A 23,435-nucleotide genomic window follows, 5' to 3' on the forward strand; every position below is an offset into this window, starting at 1 on the left:
TCTCTATGCTGCGTGTCCTCTTCAAACGCTTTCTCAACGTCGTGAAATGGTTTGCCATCGGCAGTGTATTGCTGGTGCTGCTGTTTCGTGTGGTGCCGCCACCGTTCACTGCGCTGATGGTGGAGCGCAAGGTCGAGTCCTGGATAGATGGCGAACCCATTGACCTGCAACGCAGCTGGGTGCCGTGGGATGAAATCTGCGACGACCTCAAAGTGGCGGTGATGGCCGGTGAAGACCAGCGCTTCCCGCAACATTGGGGTTTTGATTTCGGCGCGATCCAGGCGGCGATTCTGCACAACGAACGCGGCGGCTCGATTCGCGGTGCCAGCACCCTGAGCCAGCAGGTGTCGAAAAACCTGTTCCTGTGGGCCGGGCGCAGCTATTTGCGCAAAGGCCTGGAGGCGTGGTTTACCGGCTTGATCGAGGTGTTGTGGCCCAAGCAGCGGATTCTTGAGGTGTACCTCAACAGCGTGGAATGGGATGAAGGTGTGTTTGGCGCAGAGGCGGCGGCGCGGCACCATTTTGGCGTGAGTGCCAAGGGGCTTTCGCGGCAGCAGGCCAGTTACCTGGCGGCGGTGTTGCCTAATCCACGGGTGTGGAGTGCCAGCCATCCGACGGCGTATGTGGCACGTAGAGCGGCGTGGATTCGTCAGCAGATGAGCCAGCTCGGTGGGGATGGATATCTGGTGGAACTGAATAACTCTCGAAAGGCACCTTGGTCCGACTGACACAATACGGGACCTGTGGGAGCTGGCTTGCCTGCGATGAGCGTAGGCATCTACACAACTTCGATACGACGCTGGGCCTGTGGCGAGGGAGCTTGCTCCCGTGACGGCCCCGGCGGCCAGCGCATATCTACCTGACGCCCGGCGATCCAAATGTGGGAGCGGGCTTGCTCGCGAAGGCGGCCTCACAGTCAACGCAGCTGGATTGTGTACATATCCATTGCTGCGGTAACGGCCACTTAGGGTTCCGCCCTGACGGCGGCTCACTTTTGAACAGCGCAAAAGTAAGCAAAACGCTCTTGCCCCACCACTCGGCACCTCGCTTAGGCTCGCTGTGCCCGTAATCCGCCAGCGTGGTTTGACGGGGCGCTTAAGATCAAGATCAAAAGCAGATCAAGAGCGGCTCGCTTCGCATCGTGGTTACCGTCTGCTGCTACAGCCCACAAAGTTGTGTAGATACCTATGCTGCGATGAGGGCAGGTCAGCCAACTTATCTGCAAACTGACATACCGCTATCGCAGGCAAGCCAGCTCCCACAGTGGACTGTGGTGGATTTGGAATTTACGAACACATACAAAAATGCCCCGATCTTTCGAACGGGGCATTTTTTTGTTCGCTGCGTTTTAGGCGGCGATCGACAACTTCAGCTTGTTCATCGCGCTTTTCTCAAGCTGACGAATCCGCTCGGCCGACACGTTGTACTTCTGCGCCAGGTCGTGCAGCGTGGCTTTCTCCTCGGCCAGCCAGCGCTGGTAGAGGATGTCACGGCTGCGCTCGTCCAGCACTTCCAGCGCTTCGTGCAGGTTGTGGTTGGAGTTGTCGCTCCAGTCGGCGTCTTCCAGTTGACGCGCCGGGTCGTACCGGTGGTCTTCCAGGTAGTTGGCCGGCGATTGGAAGGCGCTGTCGTCATCCGCTTCGGCGGCTGGGTCGAAGGCCATGTCATGGCCGGTCAGGCGGCTTTCCATCTCGCGCACTTCACGCGGCTCCACGCCGAGGCTTTCGGCCACGCGGTGGACTTCTTCGTTGTTGAGCCACGCCAGGCGTTTTTTCTGGCTGCGCAGGTTGAAGAACAGCTTGCGCTGGGCCTTGGTGGTGGCCACTTTCACGATGCGCCAGTTGCGCAGGATGAACTCGTGGATTTCCGCCTTGATCCAGTGCACGGCAAACGACACCAGGCGCACGCCCATTTCAGGGTTGAAGCGCTTTACAGCCTTCATCAGGCCCACGTTGCCTTCCTGAATCAGGTCGGCCTGGGCCAGACCGTAGCCGCTATAGCTACGGGCGATATGTACGACAAAACGCAGGTGGGCGAGCACCATCTGCCGAGCCGCCCCCAAATCCTGCTCATAGTAGAGACTCTCGGCCAGTTCACGCTCCTGCTCGGGCGTCAGCAATGGAATGCTGTTGACCGTGTGCACATAGGCTTCCAGGTTCGCACCCGGGACCAAGGCATAAGCAGGTTGCAAAGAAGTGGTCATACGAAAAAACCTCCGACTCACATAACTCGTGCAGTTCAGCACTGCGAAAATTGACCTGGGAACCGTAGGACAAGTTCCCTAAACCGCTGATACGGTCAATACAAACGAAACCACATTAATCTGGCATTAACTACTTCGGCGCCAGCTCACGTAAATGCCGCGCTACCGCAATCCAGGCACCGATATACCCCAACAAGACCGCGCCAAGCAAGAGACTCAGACCATCGGCTACCGGCACACCGGCCAGGGCAAAGTCACTGCCATACAAACCGGCCAGCCCGACAACCGCGTCGTTCAGCCAATTCAGGCCAAACGCCAGTACGCCCCAGGACAACACCCCGGCACCCAGGCCATACAGCGCGCCCATGTACAGGAAAGGACGACGTACATAGCTGTCCGTGCCGCCCACCAGTTTAATCACTTCTATCTCGGTGCGACGGTTTTCAATATGAAGACGAATGGTATTACCTATCACCAAAAGTAATGCAGACACTAATAACACCGTCAGACCGAACACAAAGCGGTCACCCAGCTTGAGGATTGCGGCCAGGCGCTCCACCCAGACTAGATCAAGTTGGGCCTGTTGCACCTTCGGCATCTCTGCGAGTTTTTGTCGCAGGGCTTCCAGCGCCGGCTTGTCGACCTCGTTCGGCGTTACCAGCACCACGCCCGGCAACGGGTTCTGCGGCAGCTCCTTGAGCGCCTCGCCCAGGCCGGATTGCTGCTGGAACTCTTCAAGGGCCTGGTCGCGGCTGATGTACTCGGCCTCGGCCACCCCCGGGATGTTTTTGATGTCATCGCGCAGCGCTTCGCCTTCCTTGCTGCTGGTGTCCAGGTTCAGGTACAGCGAAATCTGCGCCGCCCGCTGCCAGGAACCGCCCAGGCGCTCCACATTATTAAGCAACAGCGACAAGCCCATCGGCAGGCTCAAGGCCACGGCCATGACCAGGCAGGTGAAAAAGCTGCCGATCGGTTGCTTGCCCAGGCGACGCAGGCTGTCCAGCAGGCTGGCGCGATGACTTTCGATCCAGGCGTGCACCAGGGTGCCGAAGTCCGGGCCGTCGTCGTCGTCGTGTTTCTTCTTTTTCGGTTGCGGGTCGGCCGGCTTCGGAGCCACCCGTTCGGATACTTTAGGGCTGCGTGTAGCACTCATACGCCAGCCTCCCCATCGCCGATCAGGCGGCCGCGTTGCAGGGTCAGCATGCGATGGCGCATGCGCGCAATCAGGGCCAGGTCGTGGCTGGCGATCAAGACGCTGGTGCCCAGGCGGTTGATGTCTTCGAACACCCCCATAATCTCGGCCGCCAGGCGCGGGTCGAGGTTACCGGTGGGTTCGTCCGCCAGCAGCAAAGCCGGGCGATGGACGATGGCGCGGGCAATACCGACGCGCTGTTGCTGACCGGTGGACAGATCCCCCGGGTAAAGGTCGGTCTTGTCCGACAACGCCACGCGCTCCAGCGCCGAATCCACGCGCTTGACGATTTCGGCTTTGGACAGCCCGAGAATCTGCAGCGGCAGCGCGATGTTGTTGAACACCGTGCGGTCGAACAGCAATTGGTGGTTCTGGAACACCACGCCGATCTGGCGGCGCAGGAATGGAATTTGCGCGTTGCTGATAGTGGCCAGGTCCTGGCCCGCCAGCAGCAACTTGCCGGTGGTCGGGCGTTCCATGGCCAGCAGCAGGCGCAACAGCGTACTTTTGCCCGCGCCCGAATGGCCGGTGACAAACAAGAATTCGCCGCGACGCACTCGAAAGCTCAGCTCATGCAAGCCCACATGCCCGTTGGCATAGCGTTTACCGACCTGTTCGAATCGAATCATGAACGCTCCCGCTCGGCAAACAGTGCCTGTACAAAGGGTTCGGCTTCAAAGGTGCGCAGGTCGTCGATGCCTTCACCGACGCCGATATAACGAATCGGCAACCCGAACTGTTTGGCCAGGGCGAAAATCACACCGCCCTTGGCCGTGCCGTCGAGCTTAGTCAATGCCAAGCCGGTCAGCTGCACCGTCTGGTTGAATTGCTTGGCCTGGCTGATGGCGTTCTGGCCAGTACCGGCGTCGAGCACCAGCAGGACTTCATGGGGTGCATCGGCGTCGAGCTTGCCGATCACGCGGCGCACTTTCTTCAGTTCTTCCATCAAATTGTCTTTGGTGTGCAGGCGGCCGGCTGTATCGGCGATCAGCACATCGATGTTGCGCGCCTTGGCGGCTTGCACGGCATCGAAAATCACCGACGCAGAGTCGGCACCGGTGTGCTGGGCGATCACCGGGATCTTGTTGCGCTCGCCCCACACCTGCAACTGCTCGACGGCTGCGGCACGGAAGGTGTCACCGGCGGCGAGCATGACTTTCTTGCCCTCACCCTGCAGCTTCTTGGCCAGTTTGCCGATGGTGGTGGTCTTGCCAGCGCCGTTGACGCCTACCACGAGGATGACGAACGGCTTTTTCGGCGTGATCACCAGCGGCGCTTCAACCGGTTTGAGCATGGCGGCCAGCTCGGCCTGCAGGGATTTGTACAGCGCATCGGCGTCGGTCAACTGCTTGCGCGCGACCTTCTGCGTCAGGCTCTGGATGATCACGGCGGTGGCTTCGACGCCCACGTCGGCGGTGAGCAGGCGGGTCTCGATGTCTTCCAGCAGTTCGTCATCAATGACTTTCTTGCCCAGGAACAGGCTGGCCATGCCTTCGCCAATACTGGCGCTGGTCTTGCTCAGGCCCTGCTTGAGGCGGGCAAAGAACCCGGTTTTGCTGGTTTCGGTTGCGGCAACGGCGGGTTCTGGCTCGATAACGGCAGGTGCAGCGACAACCGGTGCAGGCACTTCAACGACGGGCGGTATTTCAGCCACAACCTCTACCGGCGCCGGCTCAACCACTGCAGGAATCGGCGGCACGACGTGCTCGGCCTGAACATCCTCCACCAACGCCACAGGCTCTTCGGCCACGGGCAGCTCCAACCAGGGCTTGTGCTCGGGCTCAGGTTCCGGCTCCGGCTCGGCCTCGACGACCGGCTGCAACACCGGCTCAGCCATCGGCAACACCACCGGTACAGGCGTCTCGGCAACCGGTTCGGCTTCTATTACGGGTTCAGGGGTCGGTTCAGCGTGAACCTGTGGCTGTTCGACGACGGTTTCCTGCGGCTTTTTGCGCAGCCATCCGAACAGGCCTTTCTTCTCGCCAGCCGCAGCTGGGGTCTTCTTGTCGTCGTTGGAACCAAACATGGAGACGGCTATCTCAAGGTAGCGACGCGCCACAGGGCGCGCCGGTAAATAAAATTCGATGCGTAACAGACTGTTTTTTAGCCAGCTCGTTCATGCGCAACATTTTGTAAGGCCTAAATAGGGCCTTCACAAGACAGCCGCAGTGGCCGTCCTTAAGTCGGACCAGTATCCTAGCACCTCCTCGCCCGCCGACGCTAAGACCAAGCGGGCAGCCCAACAGGTTTAAAAACGAATGAATGCTCTAGCCCGCCGCGCCGCAGGCCTGCTGTTCAGCACAGTTTGTCTGCCTCTCTCAGCTTTGGCTGCCGATCCACAACCCACCCATGAATTCACCCTCGATAACGGCCTTAAAGTGGTCGTGCGCGAAGATCATCGCGCGCCAGTGGTGGTTTCCCAGGTCTGGTACAAGGTTGGCTCAAGCTACGAAACCCCGGGCCAGACCGGTTTGTCCCACGCCCTGGAACACATGATGTTCAAGGGCAGCGCCAAGGTTGGCCCCGGCGAAGCCTCGCTGATCCTGCGCGACCTGGGCGCCGAAGAAAACGCGTTCACCAGCGACGACTACACCGCGTACTACCAGGTATTGGCCCGTGACCGCCTGGGTGTGGCCTTTGAACTGGAAGCCGACCGCATGGCCAGCCTGCGCCTGCCGGCCGACGAGTTCAGCCGTGAAATCGAGGTCATCAAGGAAGAACGCCGCCTGCGCACCGACGATAACCCCATGTCCAAGGCGTTCGAGCGCTTCAAGGCGATGGCGTTCCCGGCCAGCGGCTACCACACGCCGACCATCGGCTGGATGGCCGACCTGGACCGCATGAAGGTCGAGGAACTGCGCCACTGGTACCAATCCTGGTACGTGCCGAACAACGCCACCCTGGTGGTGGTCGGCGACGTGACCCCGGACGAGGTGAAAAACCTCGCCCAACGTTACTTCGGCCCGATCCCCAAGCGTGACGTGCCACCGGCAAAAATCCCGATGGAACTGGCCGAGCCCGGCGAGCGCCTGCTGACCCTGCACGTGCAGACCCAACTACCGAGCGTGTTCTTGGGCTTCAACGTGCCCGGCCTGGCCACCGCTGAAGACAAACGTTCGGTGCAGGCCCTGCGCCTGATCTCGGCCCTGCTGGACGGCGGCTACAGTGCACGGATCTCCGAGCAGCTGGAACGCGGTGAGGAGCTGGTGTCCGCCGCATCCACCAACTACGACGCCTATACCCGTGGCGACAGCCTGTTCACCCTCTCGGCCACGCCGAACCAGCAGAAGAAGAAAACCGTTGCCCAAGCCGAAGCCGGCCTGTGGCGCCTGCTCGATGAGTTGAAGGCCAAGCCACCGACCGCCGAAGAACTGGAGCGCATCCGCGCCCAAGTGATTGCCGGCCTGGTGTACCAGCGTGATTCCATCACCAGCCAGGCCACGGCCATTGGCTCCCTGGAAACGGTCGGCCTGTCCTGGAAACTCATGGACACCGAGCTTGCCGACCTGCAAAGCGTGACGCCGGAAGATATCCAGAAAGCCGCGCGCACCTACTTCACCCGCGAACGTCTGAGCGTCGCCCATGTTTTGCCAGAGGAGACCGCTCATGAGTGATCGCAAAAACAGCCGCCTGATCCTGCCCGGCCTGATCGCCGTCACCCTGATGGCGGCCAGCGCCGTTTACTTTTTGCGCCCGAGCGAGTCGGTCGCCAGCCAGGCCCTGGACAAGGCTCAAACGGCCAGCACCCTGCAGTCCCTGGCGGAACTGGATGGCAAGGCACCGACCAACCGCAAGCTCGACGTACAAACCTGGACCACCGCCGAAGGCGCCAAGGTGCTGTTCGTCGAAGCCCACGAATTGCCGATGTTCGACATGCGCCTGCTGTTTGCCGCCGGCAGCAGCCAGGATGGCGACGTGCCAGGCCTGGCGCTGATGACCAACGCCATGCTCAACGAAGGCGTGCCGGGCAAGGATGTCAGCCAGATCGCCAGTGGGTTCGAAGGCCTGGGGGCCGATTTCGGCAACGGCGCCTATCGCGACATGGCGCTGGTGACCCTGCGCAGCCTGAGCGACAACGATAAGCGCACCGCCGCCCTGGCCCTGTTCGACCAGGTGATTGGCCAGCCGACGTTCCCGGCGGATTCCCTGGCGCGGATCAAGAACCAGATCCTGGCCGGTTTCGAGTACCAGAAACAGAACCCCGGCAAACTGGCGAGCATCGAGCTATTCAAGCGTCTGTACGGCGACCATCCTTACGCGCATCCGAGCGAAGGCACCCCAGAAAGCGTGCCGAAAATTACCCTGGCACAGTTGCAGGCGTTCCATGCCAAAGCCTATGCGGCGGGCAATGCCGTGATTGCGGTCGTCGGCGACCTGACCCGTGCAGAAGCCGAGGCCATGACGGCCAAAGTGTCGGCATCGCTGCCCAAAGGCCCGGCCATGGCCAAGATCGCTCAACCGTCCGAGCCAAAAGCCGGCCTGAGCCGTATCGAGTTTCCGTCCAAGCAAACCCACCTGCTGTTTGCGCAATTGGGCATCGACCGCGCCGACCCGGACTACGCAGCCTTGTCCCTGGGCAACCAGATCCTTGGCGGCGGCGGCTTCGGTACCCGCTTGATGAGCGAAGTGCGGGAGAAACGCGGCCTGACCTACGGCGTGTACTCCGGTTTCTCACCGATGCAGGTGCGCGGCCCGTTCATGATCAACCTGCAGACCCGCGCCGAAATGAGCGGTGGCACCTTGCGTCTGGTGGAGGACGTATTGGCTGACTACCTCAAGACCGGCCCGACGCAAAAAGAACTGGATGACGCCAAGCGCGAGCTGGCCGGCAGCTTCCCGCTGTCCACCGCCAGCAATGCCGATATCGTCGGGCAGTTGGGCGCCATGGGTTTCTACAACCTGCCGCTGAGCTATCTGGAAGATTTCATGAAACAATCCCAGGCCCTGACCGTCGATCAGGTCAAGGCTGCAATGAACAAACACTTGAGCGCCGACAAGATGGTCATCGTGACCGCCGGCCCGACGATTGCGCAAAAGCCACTACCGCCCCCCACTGATAAACCTGCCGAGCAGCCGCTCGGGGTTCCGGAGCATTAATGGCCAGTTCATCTCGCCCGAAAAAACCTGTCCACAACGTGCATAACGGTGTGGGCCAACTGCGCATCATTGGCGGTGAATGGGGCAGCCGCAAGCTGAGCTTCCCCGACGTCGTGGGCCTGCGCCCGACGCCCGACCGCGTGCGCGAAACCCTGTTCAACTGGCTCGCGCCGTACATTGGCGGGGCCAAGGTGCTGGACCCGTTCGCTGGCAGCGGCGCGCTGTTCCTGGAGGCGCTGTCCCGTGGCGCGGCCCAGGGCCAAGCGCTGGACGCCAGCAATGTGGCGGTGTCCAGCCTCAAGGAGCACCTGGGCACGCTGCGTTGCACCACCGGCCAGGTGCAGACGGCCGACGCGCTGCGCTACCTGGAAACCCAGGCAGCCACTGAATACGACGTAGTGTTCCTCGACCCGCCGTTCAACCAGAATCTGCTGCCGGCCGTCTGCACCCTGCTGGAAGAACGCCAGTGGCTGGCAGCGGATGCCTGGATCTACACTGAGAGCGAGACCGCGCCCTCCACGCTCGGCCTGCCCAGTGGCTGGCGCCTGCACCGGGAGCAGAAGTCCGGGCGGGTGTATTACGCGTTGTGGCATCGCGCCCTGTAGGAGCGAGCTTGCTCGCGAAGGTCAAACAGGCGACACGGACTGTCTGACAGCGCCGCGTTATCGTTAACGTTTTTCGCGAGCAAGCTCGCTCCTACACGGCAGCGGGTAATTCATGATTCCATCGACAGACCGCTTCAAACCCGCCTTCGGCCTCGGCAACCCCCACTTGCAGACACTGTGGGGGCCGCTGTGGCGGCCGACCACCCACATCGAACGCCAACGCGAGCGCTTGTGGCTGGACGACGGCGATTTTCTCGACCTCGACTGGCATGGCCCCCATGACGTGCAAGCGCCCCTGGTGCTGGTGCTGCATGGGCTGACCGGCTCGTCCAACTCGCCCTACGTGGCCGGCCTGCAAAAAGTCCTGGCCGCCCAAGGCTGGGCCAGCGCTGCGCTGAACTGGCGTGGTTGCTCGGGCGAACCCAACCTGCTGGCTCGCAGTTATCACTCCGGCGCCAGCGAAGACCTGGCGGCAGCGATTGCTCATCTACGCGCCAAGCGGCCGTTGGCGCCCTTGTACGCGGTGGGTTATTCCCTGGGCGGCAATGTGTTGCTCAAGCATTTGGGCGAAACCGGCCAGGCCTCGGGCTTGCAGGGCGCGGCGGCGGTGTCGGTGCCGTTTCGCCTGGATCAATGCGCCGATCGCATCGGCCTGGGGTTCTCGCGGGTGTATCAGAAGCACTTCATGCGCGAAATGCTGGCGTATATCCGCGTCAAGCAACGCCAATTCCTGCAGGACGGTCGTGAGGATGGGCTCAAAACCCTGGAGGCCCTTGGCTCCCTGGAAAAGATGCGCACGTTCTGGGACTTCGACGGGCGGGTAACCGCGCCGCTGCACGGTTTCATCAGTGCTGAAGACTACTATCGCCGCGCGTCGAGCCGTTATTACTTGGGCGATATCCGTACGCCCACGTTGATTATCCAGGCGGCCGATGACCCGTTTGTATTTGCGCACAGCTTGCCTGACGCCAGTGAGCTGTCGGACTGCACCGAGTTCGAGTTGCTGGCCAAGGGCGGGCATGTGGGGTTTGTGGAGGGTTCGCTGAAGCGTCCTGGTTACTACCTGGAACGCCGGATCCCTGACTGGTTACTGACACAACGCGGTTAAACATGTGGGAGCGGGCTTGCTCGCGAATGCGGTGTATCAGTCACACCTGTATCGACTGACACTCTGCATTCGCGTGCAAGCCCGCTCCCACATTTGATTGGGTTTGCAGATCGAGCCTTAGTCGCCCGTTGCTATTTCCCGAGCAGGATCGGTAATCCACTCACTCCACGACCCCGCATACAACTTGCCCAACGGGTATCCCGCCAGGCTCAACGCAAACAGGTTATGGCACGCCGTCACCCCAGACCCGCAATACGCCACCAATTCCTGCGCCGGGCGTCCTTGCAACTGCGCGGCAAAGCGCTGCTTGAGCTGCTCGGCCGGCAGGAAGCGGCCGTCGCTGCCCAGGTTTTCACTGAACGCCGCGCACTGCGCACCGGGGATATGCCCGGCAATCGGGTCGATGGGCTCTACGTCACCACGAAAACGCGGCTGGGCGCGGGCGTCGATCAAGGTCAGGCCGGGTTGGCCCAGGCGTTTTTGCAAGTGTTCGGCATCCAGCAATAGCCGAGGATCCGGCGTACCGGCGAAGGTGCCCGGCTCAACCACAGGCGCGTCCAGGCTCAGGGGGAAACCCGCGGCATGCCAGGCCTTGAGGCCACCATCCAGAATAAACACGCCATCACGCTTGCCCAGCCAGGCCAGCAGCCACCAGGCACGGGCGGCGTAGGCACCGGGGCCGTCGTCATACAGCACCACATCGGTGTCGGCACTGATACCCCAGGCCCGCAGTTGCCTGGCGAACGTGTCCGCCGCCGGCAAAGGATGACGACCGGTCACGCCCTTGGTCACCGGGCCGCTCAGGTGGCGCTCAAGGTCGGCGTATTGCGCGCCCTCGATATGCCCTTCGGCGTAACTGCACCGGCCGTAGTCCGGGTCTTCCAGGGCAAAGCGGCAATCCAGGATCACCCACCCGGTAGACTGCTGGCGCTCGGCCAATTGCTGGGGGCTGATCAGTTGGGCAAGCGGCATGACTGACTCCTGTGAATACAAAGGGGAAAGGTCTTACTTCACTTCTTCCAGTGCCTGATTCAACGGCACGTAAAACTCTTTGAACAAGGCGTCCACCGCCTCTTTGGCCTGTGGCGTAACGAACCCCGCCTCCAGCACCAGCACCTGATAGACCCCGCGCTTGATCGCCTCGGCGCTCAGGTGGGTGGATTTTTCATTGGTGGTGCACAAAAAGCGCACCCACGAAGTGAGGATAATCCAGGCATTGAGGGTCAGGGCTTCGGTTTGCACCGGGTCCATGTTGAGAATGCCGGCGTCGACAAAGCCTTGGTAGATGGCGCCGCCCTGGATCAGGCAACGCTGGGAAAAACGCCGGTAGCCGGTCGCCAGTTCCGGGTCGCTCTCCAACAGGTGTTCGAGGTCGCGGTGCAGGAAGCGATAACGCCACATGCCGGCCAATACGGCTTGCAGGTAAAAGCGCTTGTCCTCCACCACCATCGTGCGTCCCTGGGGCGGACGCAGGAAACTGTCTACCAACGCTTCATATTCGCGGAACAGCACGGCGATGATCGCCTGCTTGTTAGGGAAGTGGTAGTACAGGTTGCCCGGGGAAATTTCCATGTGGGCGGCAATGTGGTTGGTACTGACACTGCGCTCGCCCTGCTGGTTAAAAAGCTCCAGGCTGGTTTGCACAATGCGCTCGCTGGTCTTTACTCGTGGTGCCATAGGGGATCAGCTTCTATACACGGGATGGGGCATCTTACGGCCTAACCCGGCCAGGATAAATCTGGATGTTACTGCAATGTTATTTGACAATTTAGAGCAATGACTCTAAAAATCCAGGCAGACCAATAACAATCGGTGCCGCGCTATGTCTGCCAACGTTGCCTACCTGCAAGATTCCCAGGCGCTGGATCAACTCCAGGACCTGTTCGACGCCCAACGCCGCGCGTATGCCGCCAACCCGATGCCGCCGGCCGGGCAGCGCCAGCAATGGCTCAAGGCCCTGAGAGATCTGCTGAGCGACGAACGCCAGGCGCTGATCGATGCGATCAGCGAGGATTTTAGCCATCGCAGCGCCGACGAAACCCTGTTTGCCGAATTGATGCCCAGCCTGCATGGCATTCACTACGCGAGCAAACACCTCAAGGGCTGGATGAAACCTTCCCGCCGCGCTGTAGGCATTGCCTTCCAGCCCGCCTCAGCCAAAGTCATTTACCAGCCACTGGGCGTCGTCGGCGTCATCGTGCCGTGGAACTACCCGCTGTACCTGGCCATCGGCCCGTTGGTGGGAGCATTGGCTGCCGGTAACCGGGTGATGCTCAAGCTCAGCGAGTCCACACCGGCCACCGGTGAACTGCTCAAGGCGTTGCTGGCCAAGATTTTCCCCGAGGACCTGGTGTGCGTCGTGCTGGGCGAAGCTGACGTGGGCATGGCGTTTTCCAAGTTGCGCTTCGATCACCTGCTGTTCACTGGCGCTACCAGCATAGGCAAGCACGTGATGCGTGCGGCGGCCGAAAACCTCACGCCGGTGACTCTGGAGCTGGGCGGCAAATCGCCGGCGATCGTTTCGGCCGATGTGCCGCTCAAGGACGCCGCCGAACGCATCGCCTTCGGCAAAGCCTTGAACGCCGGGCAAACCTGCGTGGCACCGGATTATGTGCTGGTGCCGGAAGATCGTGTAGAGGGCTTTGTCGAGGCGTATTCCAAGGCCGTGCGTGGGTTTTACCCGACGCTGGCCGACAACCCGGACTACACCGCCATCATCAACGAACGCCAACTGGCTCGGCTCAATGCCTATGCCAAGGACGCCACCGACAAAGGTGCCACTTTGATCCCGCTGTACGAGCAAGGCCAGGCGCGGCGAATGGTCCACAGCCTGCTGTTGAATGTCAGCGACGACATGACCGTGATGCAGGACGAAATCTTCGGCCCGCTCCTGCCCATCGTGCCGTATCGCGGCCTTGACCAAGCCTTTGCCTACATCAACCAGCGCCCTCGCCCACTGGCCTTGTATTACTTCGGCTACAACAAAGGCGAACAAGCCCGGGTGCTCCACGAAACCCATTCCGGTGGTGTATGCCTGAACGACACCTTGCTGCACGTCGCCCAGGACGATATGCCGTTCGGTGGCATCGGCCCGTCGGGCATGGGCCATTACCACGGTCACGAAGGTTTCCTGACGTTCAGCAAGGCCAAGGGTGTGCTGGTCAAACAGCGCCTGAACGCGGCGAAGTTGATCTACCCGCCCTATGGCAAGTCGATCCAGAAGCTGATCCAGAAGCTGTTTATCCGCTGATAACCGCCACCTTCGGGACAATAAAAACAATGAACCCCAGCCTGACTGATTCACCCGCGCTGTCACGGCGCGGCGTCTTGAAAATCGGCCTGTGTGCCAGCGCCTTCCTCGCCACCGCTGGGCTGGGCGCCAGCCTCAGCGGTTGCTCCAGCAGTACGCCGGCCAGCGGCTTTGCGATGTTGCGCACCAGCGACTTGCCGTTCTTACGGGCGGTGATCCCGGTGTTGCTGGAAGGCGCGGCCAGCGCCGAGCAAGTGTTTGCCGGCATTGAGGACACCCTGAAAAAGCTCGATTACAGCCTGCAGCACTTGTCGCCCGAGATGTTCAAGCTCACTCAGCAATTATTCGACGTGCTGGCAATGGGCATCACCCGCGGCCCGCTGACCGGTATATGGGGCAGTTGGGAAAATGCCAGCAGCGAACAGATCCGCAATTTCCTGCACCGCTGGGAAAACAGTTACCTGAACCTGTTGCGCATGGGCCAGGGCTCGCTGCTCAAGCTGGTGATCATGGCCTGGTACTTCCGGCCCGAGTCCTGGGCCCATTGCGGCTACCCCGGCCCGCCGAAGATCTAGCGTTGAAACTTCAATGAACAATGTGGGAGCGGGCTTGCTCGCGCCCACATAGGCCGCAACTTCGTAAAAAAATAAGAGTGCCCTGCTATGCCCGTACCCGATCTGTTCCGCGACGGCCTGGCCCGTGGCTGGAAAACCCACAATGGCGCCGCCCTGGATAACGACCTCACCCTGGAGGCGGATGTCGCCATCATCGGCAGCGGCGCCGGGGGCGGTACCACCGCCGAAATCCTCAGCGCCGCCGGCTACAAAGTGTTGCTGATCGAAGAAGGCCCGCTCAAGACCAGCAGCGACTTCAAGCTGCTGGAAGACGAAGCCTACGCCAGCCTTTACCAGGAAGGCATCGGGCGGATGAGCAAGGACGGCGCTATCACCATCCTGCAGGGCCGGGCCGTGGGCGGTACCACCTTGATCAACTGGACCTCCAGCTTTCGCACCCCCGATGCCACCCTCTCGCATTGGGCCAGCGAATATGCGGTCAAAGGCCATAGCAGCGCCGAAATGGCGCCCTGGTTCGAAAAAATGGAACAGCGCCTGGGCATCGCGCCGTGGGCGCTGCCGCCGAATGCCAATAACGATGTGATCCGCAAAGGCTGCGAAAAGCTCGGCTATAGCTGGCATGTGATCCCGCGCAATGTGCGCGGCTGCTTCAACCTGGGGTACTGCGGCATGGGCTGCCCGGTCAACGCCAAGCAGTCAATGCTGGTGACGACCATCCCGTCCACCCTGGAAAAGGGCGGCGAACTGCTTTACCTGGCTCGCGCCGAACGGCTCATCTACAGCGGCGACACCATCAGCAGCCTCGAATGCGTGGCCATGGACGAGCGCTGCGTAGCGCCCACCGGGCGCAAGATCAGCGTGAAAGCCAAGCACTATGTGCTGGCGGGCGGCGGCATCAACAGCCCGGCCCTGCTGATGCGCTCGGACGCACCCGACCCGCACTCGCGGTTGGGCAAGCGCACCTTCCTGCACCTGGTCAATTTCTCCGCCGGGCTGTTCGACGAGGTGATCAACCCCTTCTACGGCGCGCCGCAATCCATCTACTCCGACCATTTCCAATGGCAGGACGGCACTACCGGCAAAATGTCCTACAAACTGGAAGCACCACCCTTGCACCCAGGCCTGGCAAGCACCCTGTTCGGTGGCTACGGCAACCAGAACGCCTTGGACATGAACCAATTACCCCACACCCACGCCATGCTCGCCCTGCTGCGCGACGGTTTTCACCCCGACAGCCCAGGCGGAACCGTGGAGTTACGCGGTGACGGCACGCCCGTGCTCGACTATCAGGTCTCGCCCTACGCCTGGGACGGCCTGCGCCGGGCCTTCCACAGCATGGCCGAGATTCAGTTCGCGGCGGGGGCCAAATCGGTCAAGCCCTTGCATCACGACGCGCGCTTCGTGAACAACCCGGCCGAAGCGCGCAGCGTGATCGACGGTCTGAACCTGGAACTGCATCGCACCACCCTGGGCAGCGCCCACGTGATGGGCGGTTGTGCCATGGGAGAAGACCCGAAAAATGCCGTGGCCGACAGCCTGGGTCGCCACCATCAGTTGCGCAATCTGTCGATCCACGACGGCTCGCTGTTCCCCACCAGCATTGGCGCCAACCCGCAATTGTCGGTGTACGGATTGACCGCGCAACTGGCGAGCGCATTGGCCGAACGTCTGAAAACGGCATGAAAAGACAGGGTATTCACGGTATCTATCTACATAAGTCGACTTGGCCCACCGGTAATGCTGCGATACCATCCGGTTCCCCAACGGACTCCGCCAGGACGACGCGATGAACCGAGTGTTGTACCCAGGTACCTTCGACCCGATTACCAAAGGCCATGGCGATCTGGTCGAACGCGCCTCTCGCCTGTTCGACCATGTGATCATCGCGGTCGCGGCCAGCCCCAAGAAAAACCCGCTGTTTCCCTTGGAACAACGTGTGGAGCTGGCGCAAGAGGTCACCAAGCACCTGCCAAATGTGGAAGTAGTGGGCTTTTCGACATTGCTGGCGCATTTTGCCAAGGAGCAGAACGCCAATGTGTTCCTGCGTGGCCTGCGCGCGGTGTCGGACTTCGAATACGAATTCCAGCTGGCCAACATGAACCGCCAATTGGCGCCGGACGTCGAAAGTCTGTTCCTCACGCCGTCGGAGCGTTATTCGTTCATTTCCTCGACGTTGGTTCGTGAAATCGCCGCTTTGGGCGGAGATATCACCAAGTTCGTCCACCCAGCCGTGGCCGATGCGCTGACGCTACGCTTCAAGAAGTAAGGCTGCTCGGTCGGTGCCTGCTCGCACTGCGGGCGCCAATGCGGCACAATTGCGCGCATTAGTTTTCAGATGCCTTGGCAGAGTGCCCTGGCAGGAGTTTCCATGTCCCTGATCATCACCGACGATTGCATCAACTGCGACGTCTGCGAACCCGAGTGCCCGAACGCCGCCATTTCCCAGGGCGAAGAGATCTACGTGATCGACCCTAACCTGTGCACCCAGTGCGTCGGCCACTACGACGAACCGCAGTGCCAGCAGGTATGCCCGGTGGATTGCATTCCGCTGGATGAGGCACACCCTGAGACTGAAGAGCAGTTGATGGAGAAGTACCGCAAGATTACCGGTAAGGCCTAAGCCTCTTCATTGCCCGTAAAGGCCTCTTCGCGAGCAAGCCCGCTCCCACATTGACCGAGTTTCTTCAGGTTAAATGCAGTCAAATGTGGGAGCGGGCTTGCTCGCGAAGGCTGCATCAGCCCTCCGCACCATTCAGCTCTGACACTTGGGGCAAAACACACTCGCCCGCTGCCCCAGCACCACATTGCGTAGCTCAGTGCCGCAAACCTTGCACGCCTCGCCACCACGGCCATACACGAACAATTCCTGCTGGAAATACCCCGGCTGCCCATCGCCGCCGATAAAGTCCCGCAACGTGGTACCGCCCCGCTCAATGGCAGCGGCCAGCACCCGCTTGATCTCAATCGCCAGCTTCAAATAACGCCCGCGTGAAATCCCCCCGGCGGCGCGGCGCGGGTCAATCCCCGCCGCAAACAGCGCCTCTGTCGCATAGATATTGCCCACGCCCACCACCACCGCGTTGTCCATGATGAACGGCTTCACCGCCATCGACTTGCCGCGAGACAGTTGGAACAAACGCTCGCCATCAAACAGGTCGGTCAACGGCTCCGGCCCCAGCCGCATCAGCAACTCATGGTTGTGCGGGTCGAGGCTCCAGAGCATCGCGCCGAAACGCCGCGGGTCGGTGTAGCGCAGGGCCATACCCGATTCCAGCTCAATATCCACATGTTCATGCTTGGCCGCCGGCATGCCGACTTCCACCAGGCGCAAGTTGCCCGACATGCCCAGGTGGCTGATCAAGGTGCCCACTTCGGCATTGATCAACAGGTACTTGGCCCGGCGCTCCACCAGCACGATGCGCTGCCCCGACAGGCGCACATCCAGGTCTTCCGGAATCGGCCAGCGCAGGCGCCGCTCACGCACCACCACGCGGCTGACGCGCTGGCCTTCCAGGTGCGGGGCAATCCCGCGGCGGGTGGTTTCGACTTCTGGTAACTCGGGCATGTGTACCTCTTGAATAACGGGTCAGTGCGCGCCCAGTTCGCGGATCGACAACTTCAGGCTCTCGAAGTCGTAGTCCGACAGGCCCACGTAATCCAGCACCAGATGGCCGATGGCATTCCACTCATGGTCCACCGCCTGGTTACCCAGTACGCGATAGGACGAACAGATATGCTCGGCCATCTTCAAAATGGCCAGCAGGTTCTTGAGCTGCGGGTTGCGCGACGTCTCATCGCTGAAAATCGCCAGAGCGTTGTGGTGATTGGCGATGGCGTCTGTCACATGCTCCGGCAGGCGCCAGGACTTGGCGGTGTAGTAGCCAACCACCGCATGGTTGGTGTGGAACGCGTTGTTTTCGGTGTCGACCACGCGGCAATCCGGGCCGGCATTGGCGTAGGCTTCTTCCAGTACCGCCATGTAATTGGGGAAGCGCTTGAGCATCAGCGGCACGCCACAATCATGGAACAGGCCCAAGGCATAGGCTTCGTCCACGGCCTGGGAGCCAGTGCGCTTGGCCAGGGTGAGGCAGGTCATGGCCACATCCTGGGCAGTGTCCCAGAAGCGGTTGAGGGTGACGATGGTGTCGTCGCACATCTCGCCCTTGATCGACTGCGCGTTGATCAGATTAATGATCGAGCGGCTGCCCAGCAGGTTCACCGCACGCTGGATCGAAGCGATTTTGTTGCTCAGGCCGTAATACGGCGAATTGACAATCTTGAGCAGCGCACCGGACAAGCCCGGGTCTTGGGAGATCAGCCGCGCAATCACTTCCAGGTCCGGGTCGGGCATGTACTGCTCCATCTGCAAATCCACCATGATTTGCGGTTGAGGCGGCACGCTGATGCCTTGCAGGGCCTGTTGGATCTGCTCGGGGGAAAGCTCTTGGGACATAAGTACACACTCTGGGCTAGGCGCGAATTCTACCCCTTATGCAGACGTGGCCGACACCCAAAAACCCAACTGTGAAATCGGACCAAATGTGGGAGCGGGCTTGCTCGCGAATACGGTGGGCCAGCCAATACATTCGGTGACTGGCCCCCCGCTTTCGCGAGCAAGCCCGCTCCCACATGTCCGGCGGTGCCGCCAAGTAATACACAACACGCTATACTCCCGCTCTTTTTTCCGGAGCGACGTCATGTCCCTGCCAAGCCTGCGTCTCAAAGCCAACGCCGATCGTCGTTTGCGCAACGGCCACCTGTGGGTCTACAGCAACGAAATCGACGTGGCCGCCACCCCACTCCACGGCTTCCAGGCAGGCGACCAGGCTATCCTGGAAGCAGCCGGCGGCAAGACCCTGGGCATCGTGGCCATGAGCCCGAACAACCTGATCTGCGCCCGCCTGCTGTCGCGCGACATCAAGTTACCACTGGACAAGTCGCTGCTGGTACACCGCCTCAACGTGGCCCTGTCCCTGCGTGACCGCCTGTTCGACAAGCCGTTCTACCGCCTGGTCTACGGTGATTCCGACCTGCTGCCGGGCCTGGTGGTCGACCGCTTCGGCGACATTCTGGTGGTACAGATCGCCTCGGCGACCATGGAAGCGCATAAAGAAGATGTGATCGCCGCGCTGACCCAAGTGCTCAAGCCCAGCGGCATCCTGTTCAAGAACGACTCCGCCGCGCGCGACGCCGAAGGCCTCAACCGCTACGTCGAAACCGTATTCGGCCTGGTGCCGGAGTGGGTGGCGCTGGAAGAAAACGGCGTGAAATTCGAAGCCCCGGTGATCCAAGGCCAGAAAACCGGCTGGTTCTACGATCACCGCATGAACCGCGCCCGCCTGGCCCCGTATGCCAAGGGCAAGCGTGTACTGGACCTGTACAGCTACATCGGCGGCTGGGGCGTGCAAGCTGCCGCCTTCGGCGCCAGTGAAGTGTTCTGCGTCGACGCTTCGGCCTTCGCCCTCGACGGCGTAGAGCGCAACGCCGCGCTGAACGGCTTTGCCGAGAAGATGACCTGCATCGAAGGCGACGTCTTTGAGGCGTTGAAAGAACTGAAAGCCAGCGAAGAACGCTTCGACGTGATCGTCGCCGACCCACCGGCCTTCATCAAACGCAAAAAAGACATGAAAAACGGCGAAGGCGCCTACCGCCGCCTCAACGAGCAAGCCATGCGCCTGCTCAGCAAGGACGGCATCCTCGTCAGCGCTTCATGCTCCATGCACCTGCCGGAAGATGACCTGCAAAACATCCTGCTCACCAGCGCCCGCCACCTGGACCGCAACATCCAGATGCTCGAACGCGGCGGCCAAGGCCCGGACCACCCGGTGCACCCGGCGATTGCCGAGACGCGCTACATCAAGAGCATTACCTGCCGGTTGTTGCCCAATAGCTGATGCTGTTCCCCTGTAGGGACTTGCGGGTTCCTACAGGTTTTCAGGAAATGTCGTACTGCCCCAGGCTTTGACTTTCCGTAGCGCAGACTCGATCCTCGCCCTCTCATGGAACCGAGGCTCGCGCATGTCGAAGGCAATTACACAGGCTGAAAAACCGCTCTTGGTTTTCTGGCTGATGACCATGACTTTGCTGGGCGTCTTCCCCCTTGACGTCGTACTGCCCTCCTTTCCCGCCCTGGCTGAACACTTCCATACCTCGACCACCCATATCGCTCGATCCGTCAGCCTGTTCGCCATTGGATTTTCCTGCTCAATGCTGCTGATCGGCCCGCTGTCCGACAGAATCGGTCGCAAGAAGCTACTCCTGGCCAGTATGGTAGTAGCCATCCTGGGTGCAGTCGGGTGTCTGGCCGCCAGAAACACGCCCCAATTCCTGTTCTTCCGAGTCATTCAGGCCATAGGCTGCGGTGGTTTCATACTGTCCCAAGCTCTGGTGCAGGACCTTTTTCTCGGCAGGGAACAGGAGCGGTTGCGCATAGCAATGGCCACGGCCGGAGGCATTTTCATCTCGATTTCCCCAGTGCTGGGCGCATGGCTGCAATTGCACTGGGGATGGAAAGCCAGCTTCTACGCGTTTATCGCCCTCTGTGCCGCAACGTGGATTATGGCTCACCGATTACTGCATGGCGGCTTCCCTCCAACCGCGCCAAGCGAGCGGGGTATTTTCAGGGCCTACGCCAAGGTTTTCGCCAACAGACATTTCGCCAGCTACGCCACGATCTCCGCGATCACCTTCGCCTGTCATTTCTCATTCATCGTTGTGTCACCGCTCATTTTCATGGACCAGTTAAAGCTGTCACCCCATGAGTACTCATTGACCTTGCTTCTCTACGGCGCCGCCTACGTAGTGGGAGGCCTCTGTGCCGGCGTCCTGCACAAACGGCTGGCGGCGGCTACCCAGATGGCAGTCGGGCTGGTTCTGATGGCTATCTCTGGCGTAGTCATGCTGCTGTTGGCCTACCTGTTCGGCTTATCAACCCCGACAGTGTTGGTGCCCATGCTGCTCTGCACGGCGGGCACCACCATCACCCGGCCCATTTCCAACTCCAAGGCCATGAGCCTGTTTCCAGACAATGCGGGAGCCGCAGCTTCCGCCGTTGCGGCAGTGCTGTTCATTGCTGGCGGCTGTATCAGTGCGTTTATCAGCACCTTTACCCACCAGTTGAGTACTGCGCTTGGCTTGTGTTTTCTAATCCTGAGCCTTGCCGCCCTTGCGTTGAACTCATGGGCACGGCGGCGCCCGCACGTCCTGTAGCGGCTAACTTCAAGGTTGCGCCCATTCCCTCCAGCCGCCAGCGGTGTAGAATCGGCCCTATTCATCGCCAGTCATCCCCCGGCGGGTTTATGAGCTCGAGGCCCAAGCAAGCGGCGATCCCGCGACGCGAGTGGCAACTTCCGGACACACGGCCATTTTCTGAGTGTTCCAGTCGTCAATTAGAAGCTCACTCCCCTTTAGTACTTGATTAGCCGCCCGGAGTGCTCCAATGCCTGATTACCGCTCGAAAACATCCACCCACGGCCGCAACATGGCCGGCGCGCGCGCGCTGTGGCGTGCCACGGGGATGAAAGATGACGACTTCAAAAAGCCGATCATCGCGATTGCCAACTCGTTCACCCAGTTCGTGCCGGGCCATGTCCACCTCAAGGACCTCGGCCAACTGGTCGCCCGCGAGATCGAACGCGCCGGTGGCGTGGCAAAAGAATTCAACACCATCGCCGTGGACGACGGTATCGCCATGGGCCATGACGGCATGCTGTATTCCCTGCCGAGCCGCGAGATCATCGCCGACTCCGTGGAATACATGGTCAACGCCCACTGCGCCGACGCCATCGTGTGCATCTCCAACTGCGACAAGATCACCCCTGGCATGTTGATGGCTGCCTTGCGCCTGAACATCCCGGTAATCTTCGTTTCCGGCGGGCCGATGGAAGCCGGCAAGACCAAACTCGCCTCCCACGGCCTCGACCTCGTCGACGCCATGGTGATCGCCGCCGATTCCAGCGCTTCTGACGAGAAGGTCGCGGAATACGAGCGCAGCGCGTGCCCGACGTGTGGTTCGTGCTCCGGCATGTTCACCGCCAACTCGATGAACTGCCTGGTCGAAGCCTTGGGCCTCGCCTTGCCGGGCAACGGTTCCACACTGGCCACTCACAGCGACCGCGAGCAGTTGTTCCTGCAGGCCGGCCGCACCATCGTCGAGCTGTGCAAGCGCTACTACGGCGAGAACGATGAGTCGGTGTTGCCGCGCAATATCGCCAACTTCAAGGCGTTCGAAAACGCCATGACCCTGGACATCGCCATGGGCGGTTCCACCAACACCATTCTGCACCTGCTGGCCGCCGCCCAGGAAGCCGAGATCGATTTCGACCTGCGCGACATCGACCGCCTGTCTCGTCACGTGCCGCAACTGTGCAAGGTCGCGCCGAACATCCAGAAATACCACATGGAAGACGTGCACCGCGCCGGCGGGATCTTCTCGATCCTCGGCTCCCTGGCACGTGGCGGCCTGCTGCACACCGACCTGCCGACCGTGCACAGCAAGTCCATCGCCGAAGGCATCGCCAAGTGGGACATCACCCAGACTGACGACGAAGCCGTGCACACCTTCTTCAAGGCCGGCCCTGCGGGCATTCCGACGCAGACCGCGTTCAGCCAGTCGACCCGTTGGGACACCCTGGATGACGACCGTGAAAACGGCTGCATCCGCAGTGTCGAGCACGCCTACTCGCAAGAAGGCGGCCTGGCCGTGCTGTACGGCAACATCGCCCTCGACGGCTGCGTGGTCAAAACCGCGGGGGTGGATGAATCCATCCACGTCTTCGAAGGCCGCGCCAAGATCTACGAAAGCCAGGACAGTTCGGTACGCGGCATCCTCGCGGACGAAGTCAAGGAAGGCGACATCGTGATCATCCGCTACGAAGGCCCCAAAGGCGGCCCGGGTATGCAGGAGATGCTTTACCCCACGTCCTACCTGAAATCCAAAGGCCTGGGCAAAGCCTGCGCCCTGCTGACCGACGGCCGTTTCTCCGGCGGCACCTCGGGCCTGTCCATCGGCCACGCTTCCCCGGAAGCCGCTGCCGGTGGCGCGATTGGCCTGGTGCAGGATGGCGACAAGGTGTTGATCGACATTCCAAACCGCTCGATCAACCTGTTGATCAGCGATGAAGAACTGGCGGCACGCCGGGTTGAGCAGGACAAGAAAGGCTGGAAGCCAGTGGAGAAGCGCCCGCGTAAAGTCACTACCGCGTTGAAGGCCTACGCATTGTTGGCCACCAGCGCCGACAAGGGTGCGGTACGCAACAAAGCCATGCTCGACGGCCTGTAAGCTTCGCGCATAAAAAAGCCCCGCCAGGTGCGGGGCTTTTTTTGCCTGGAGAAAAACTCAGGACGCTGAAGATCAAAATGTGGGAGCGGCCTTGCTCGCGAAAGCGTTGGGTCAGTCATCTCATC

Annotated in this window: 21 protein-coding genes; 13 read left to right on the plus strand and 8 right to left on the minus strand. The window is 61.1% G+C overall.

Annotated features, from left to right (window positions below):
* Positions 1-5: 5 nt before the first annotated feature.
* Positions 6-728: a monofunctional biosynthetic peptidoglycan transglycosylase gene (mtgA, locus tag N2A98_RS25290; RefSeq protein ID WP_047711999.1), complete on the plus strand. Its 723-nt coding sequence runs from the start codon at positions 6-8 to the stop codon at positions 726-728.
* A 620-nt stretch (positions 729-1,348) separates the two neighbouring features.
* On the opposite strand, the gene rpoH is transcribed toward mtgA, so the two are convergent.
* The 4 genes from rpoH to ftsY form a co-directional block, all read right to left on the minus strand.
* Positions 1,349-2,203 (minus strand): RNA polymerase sigma factor RpoH, encoded by an 855-nt coding sequence (gene rpoH, locus N2A98_RS25295; protein ID WP_005792286.1) that lies wholly within the window; start codon positions 2,201-2,203, stop codon positions 1,349-1,351.
* Positions 2,204-2,333: 130 nt separating this feature from the next.
* Positions 2,334-3,356, minus strand: coding sequence for a permease-like cell division protein FtsX (gene ftsX, locus N2A98_RS25300; RefSeq protein ID WP_044269599.1), 1,023 nt, complete (start codon positions 3,354-3,356; stop codon positions 2,334-2,336).
* Positions 3,353-4,024 (minus strand): cell division ATP-binding protein FtsE, encoded by a 672-nt coding sequence (gene ftsE / locus N2A98_RS25305; protein ID WP_003213784.1) that lies wholly within the window; start codon positions 4,022-4,024, stop codon positions 3,353-3,355. The genes ftsX and ftsE overlap by 4 nt, the downstream gene beginning before the upstream one ends.
* Positions 4,021-5,421 carry a signal recognition particle-docking protein FtsY gene (ftsY, locus tag N2A98_RS25310; RefSeq protein WP_044269603.1) on the minus strand — a complete coding sequence of 467 codons (1,401 nt, stop codon included), beginning with the start codon at positions 5,419-5,421 and terminating at the stop codon, positions 4,021-4,023. The genes ftsE and ftsY overlap by 4 nt, the downstream gene beginning before the upstream one ends.
* Positions 5,422-5,653: 232 nt before the next feature.
* Here ftsY and N2A98_RS25315 point away from each other — a divergent pair, with 232 nt between their 5' ends.
* The 4 genes from N2A98_RS25315 (at position 5,654) to N2A98_RS25330 (ending at position 10,205) form a co-directional block, all read left to right on the plus strand.
* Positions 5,654-7,009, plus strand: coding sequence for a pitrilysin family protein (locus tag N2A98_RS25315; protein WP_003195117.1), 1,356 nt, complete (start codon positions 5,654-5,656; stop codon positions 7,007-7,009).
* Positions 7,002-8,492 (plus strand): pitrilysin family protein, encoded by a 1,491-nt coding sequence (locus N2A98_RS25320; protein WP_044269604.1) that lies wholly within the window; start codon positions 7,002-7,004, stop codon positions 8,490-8,492. The genes N2A98_RS25315 and N2A98_RS25320 overlap by 8 nt, the downstream gene beginning before the upstream one ends.
* Positions 8,492-9,097 carry a 16S rRNA (guanine(966)-N(2))-methyltransferase RsmD gene (rsmD, locus tag N2A98_RS25325; RefSeq protein WP_044269606.1) on the plus strand — a complete coding sequence of 202 codons (606 nt, stop codon included), beginning with the start codon at positions 8,492-8,494 and terminating at the stop codon, positions 9,095-9,097. Before N2A98_RS25320 ends, rsmD begins: the two co-directional genes overlap by 1 nt.
* Before the next feature lie 112 nt (positions 9,098-9,209).
* Entirely contained in the window at positions 9,210-10,205 is a 996-nt protein-coding gene (locus tag N2A98_RS25330; RefSeq protein WP_044269608.1) for a hydrolase, read from the plus strand.
* 117 nt (positions 10,206-10,322) lie between these two features.
* Here N2A98_RS25330 and N2A98_RS25335 read toward each other — a convergent pair whose 3' ends face one another.
* Positions 10,323-11,177, minus strand: coding sequence for a sulfurtransferase (locus N2A98_RS25335; protein WP_044269612.1), 855 nt, complete (start codon positions 11,175-11,177; stop codon positions 10,323-10,325).
* Positions 11,178-11,210: 33 nt separating this feature from the next.
* On the minus strand, positions 11,211-11,882 hold the full coding sequence (locus N2A98_RS25340; protein WP_005792294.1) for a TetR/AcrR family transcriptional regulator: 672 nt from the start codon (positions 11,880-11,882) through the stop codon (positions 11,211-11,213).
* A 145-nt stretch (positions 11,883-12,027) separates the two neighbouring features.
* Between N2A98_RS25340 and N2A98_RS25345 the strand changes: the two genes are divergently transcribed.
* The 5 genes from N2A98_RS25345 (at position 12,028) to N2A98_RS25365 (ending at position 16,650) form a co-directional block, all read left to right on the plus strand.
* Entirely contained in the window at positions 12,028-13,455 is a 1,428-nt protein-coding gene (locus N2A98_RS25345; RefSeq protein WP_044269614.1) for a coniferyl aldehyde dehydrogenase, read from the plus strand.
* Between the two features lie 29 nt (positions 13,456-13,484).
* Positions 13,485-14,030, plus strand: a complete 546-nt coding sequence (locus N2A98_RS25350) for a hypothetical protein (protein ID WP_044269617.1) — start codon at positions 13,485-13,487, stop codon at positions 14,028-14,030.
* 87 nt (positions 14,031-14,117) lie between these two features.
* Positions 14,118-15,713, plus strand: coding sequence for a GMC family oxidoreductase (locus N2A98_RS25355; RefSeq protein ID WP_275622780.1), 1,596 nt, complete (start codon positions 14,118-14,120; stop codon positions 15,711-15,713).
* A 103-nt stretch (positions 15,714-15,816) separates the two neighbouring features.
* Complete coding sequence (gene coaD / locus N2A98_RS25360; RefSeq protein WP_003195136.1) at positions 15,817-16,296, plus strand: pantetheine-phosphate adenylyltransferase; 480 nt, start codon at positions 15,817-15,819, stop codon at positions 16,294-16,296.
* Between the two features lie 102 nt (positions 16,297-16,398).
* A complete protein-coding gene (locus N2A98_RS25365) occupies positions 16,399-16,650 on the plus strand; it encodes a YfhL family 4Fe-4S dicluster ferredoxin (protein ID WP_003195146.1) in 252 nt (83 codons plus the stop codon).
* A gap of 132 nt (positions 16,651-16,782) precedes the next feature.
* Here the strand turns inward: N2A98_RS25365 and mutM are convergent, their stop codons facing one another.
* Together mutM and N2A98_RS25375 are read right to left on the minus strand one after the other, a co-directional pair.
* Positions 16,783-17,595, minus strand: coding sequence for a bifunctional DNA-formamidopyrimidine glycosylase/DNA-(apurinic or apyrimidinic site) lyase (gene mutM / locus N2A98_RS25370; RefSeq protein WP_044269621.1), 813 nt, complete (start codon positions 17,593-17,595; stop codon positions 16,783-16,785).
* 21 nt (positions 17,596-17,616) lie between these two features.
* Positions 17,617-18,429, minus strand: coding sequence for an HDOD domain-containing protein (locus N2A98_RS25375; protein ID WP_179119776.1), 813 nt, complete (start codon positions 18,427-18,429; stop codon positions 17,617-17,619).
* A gap of 298 nt (positions 18,430-18,727) precedes the next feature.
* Here N2A98_RS25375 and N2A98_RS25380 point away from each other — a divergent pair, with 298 nt between their 5' ends.
* From N2A98_RS25380 to ilvD, 3 genes are all read left to right on the plus strand, one after another.
* On the plus strand, positions 18,728-19,924 hold the full coding sequence (locus N2A98_RS25380) for a class I SAM-dependent rRNA methyltransferase (protein WP_003195152.1): 1,197 nt from the start codon (positions 18,728-18,730) through the stop codon (positions 19,922-19,924).
* Between the two features lie 124 nt (positions 19,925-20,048).
* Positions 20,049-21,239 carry an MFS transporter gene (locus N2A98_RS25385; RefSeq protein WP_275622781.1) on the plus strand — a complete coding sequence of 397 codons (1,191 nt, stop codon included), beginning with the start codon at positions 20,049-20,051 and terminating at the stop codon, positions 21,237-21,239.
* A gap of 229 nt (positions 21,240-21,468) precedes the next feature.
* The gene (ilvD, locus tag N2A98_RS25390) at positions 21,469-23,310 is read left to right on the plus strand and encodes a dihydroxy-acid dehydratase (protein ID WP_003195159.1); all 1,842 of its coding nucleotides are present in this window, start codon (positions 21,469-21,471) and stop codon (positions 23,308-23,310) included.
* Positions 23,311-23,435 lie beyond the last annotated feature (125 nt).

This window comes from Pseudomonas sp. FJ2-5-13 (genome assembly GCF_029201605.1).
GTDB classification, from domain to species: Bacteria; Pseudomonadota; Gammaproteobacteria; order Pseudomonadales; family Pseudomonadaceae; genus Aquipseudomonas; species Aquipseudomonas lactis.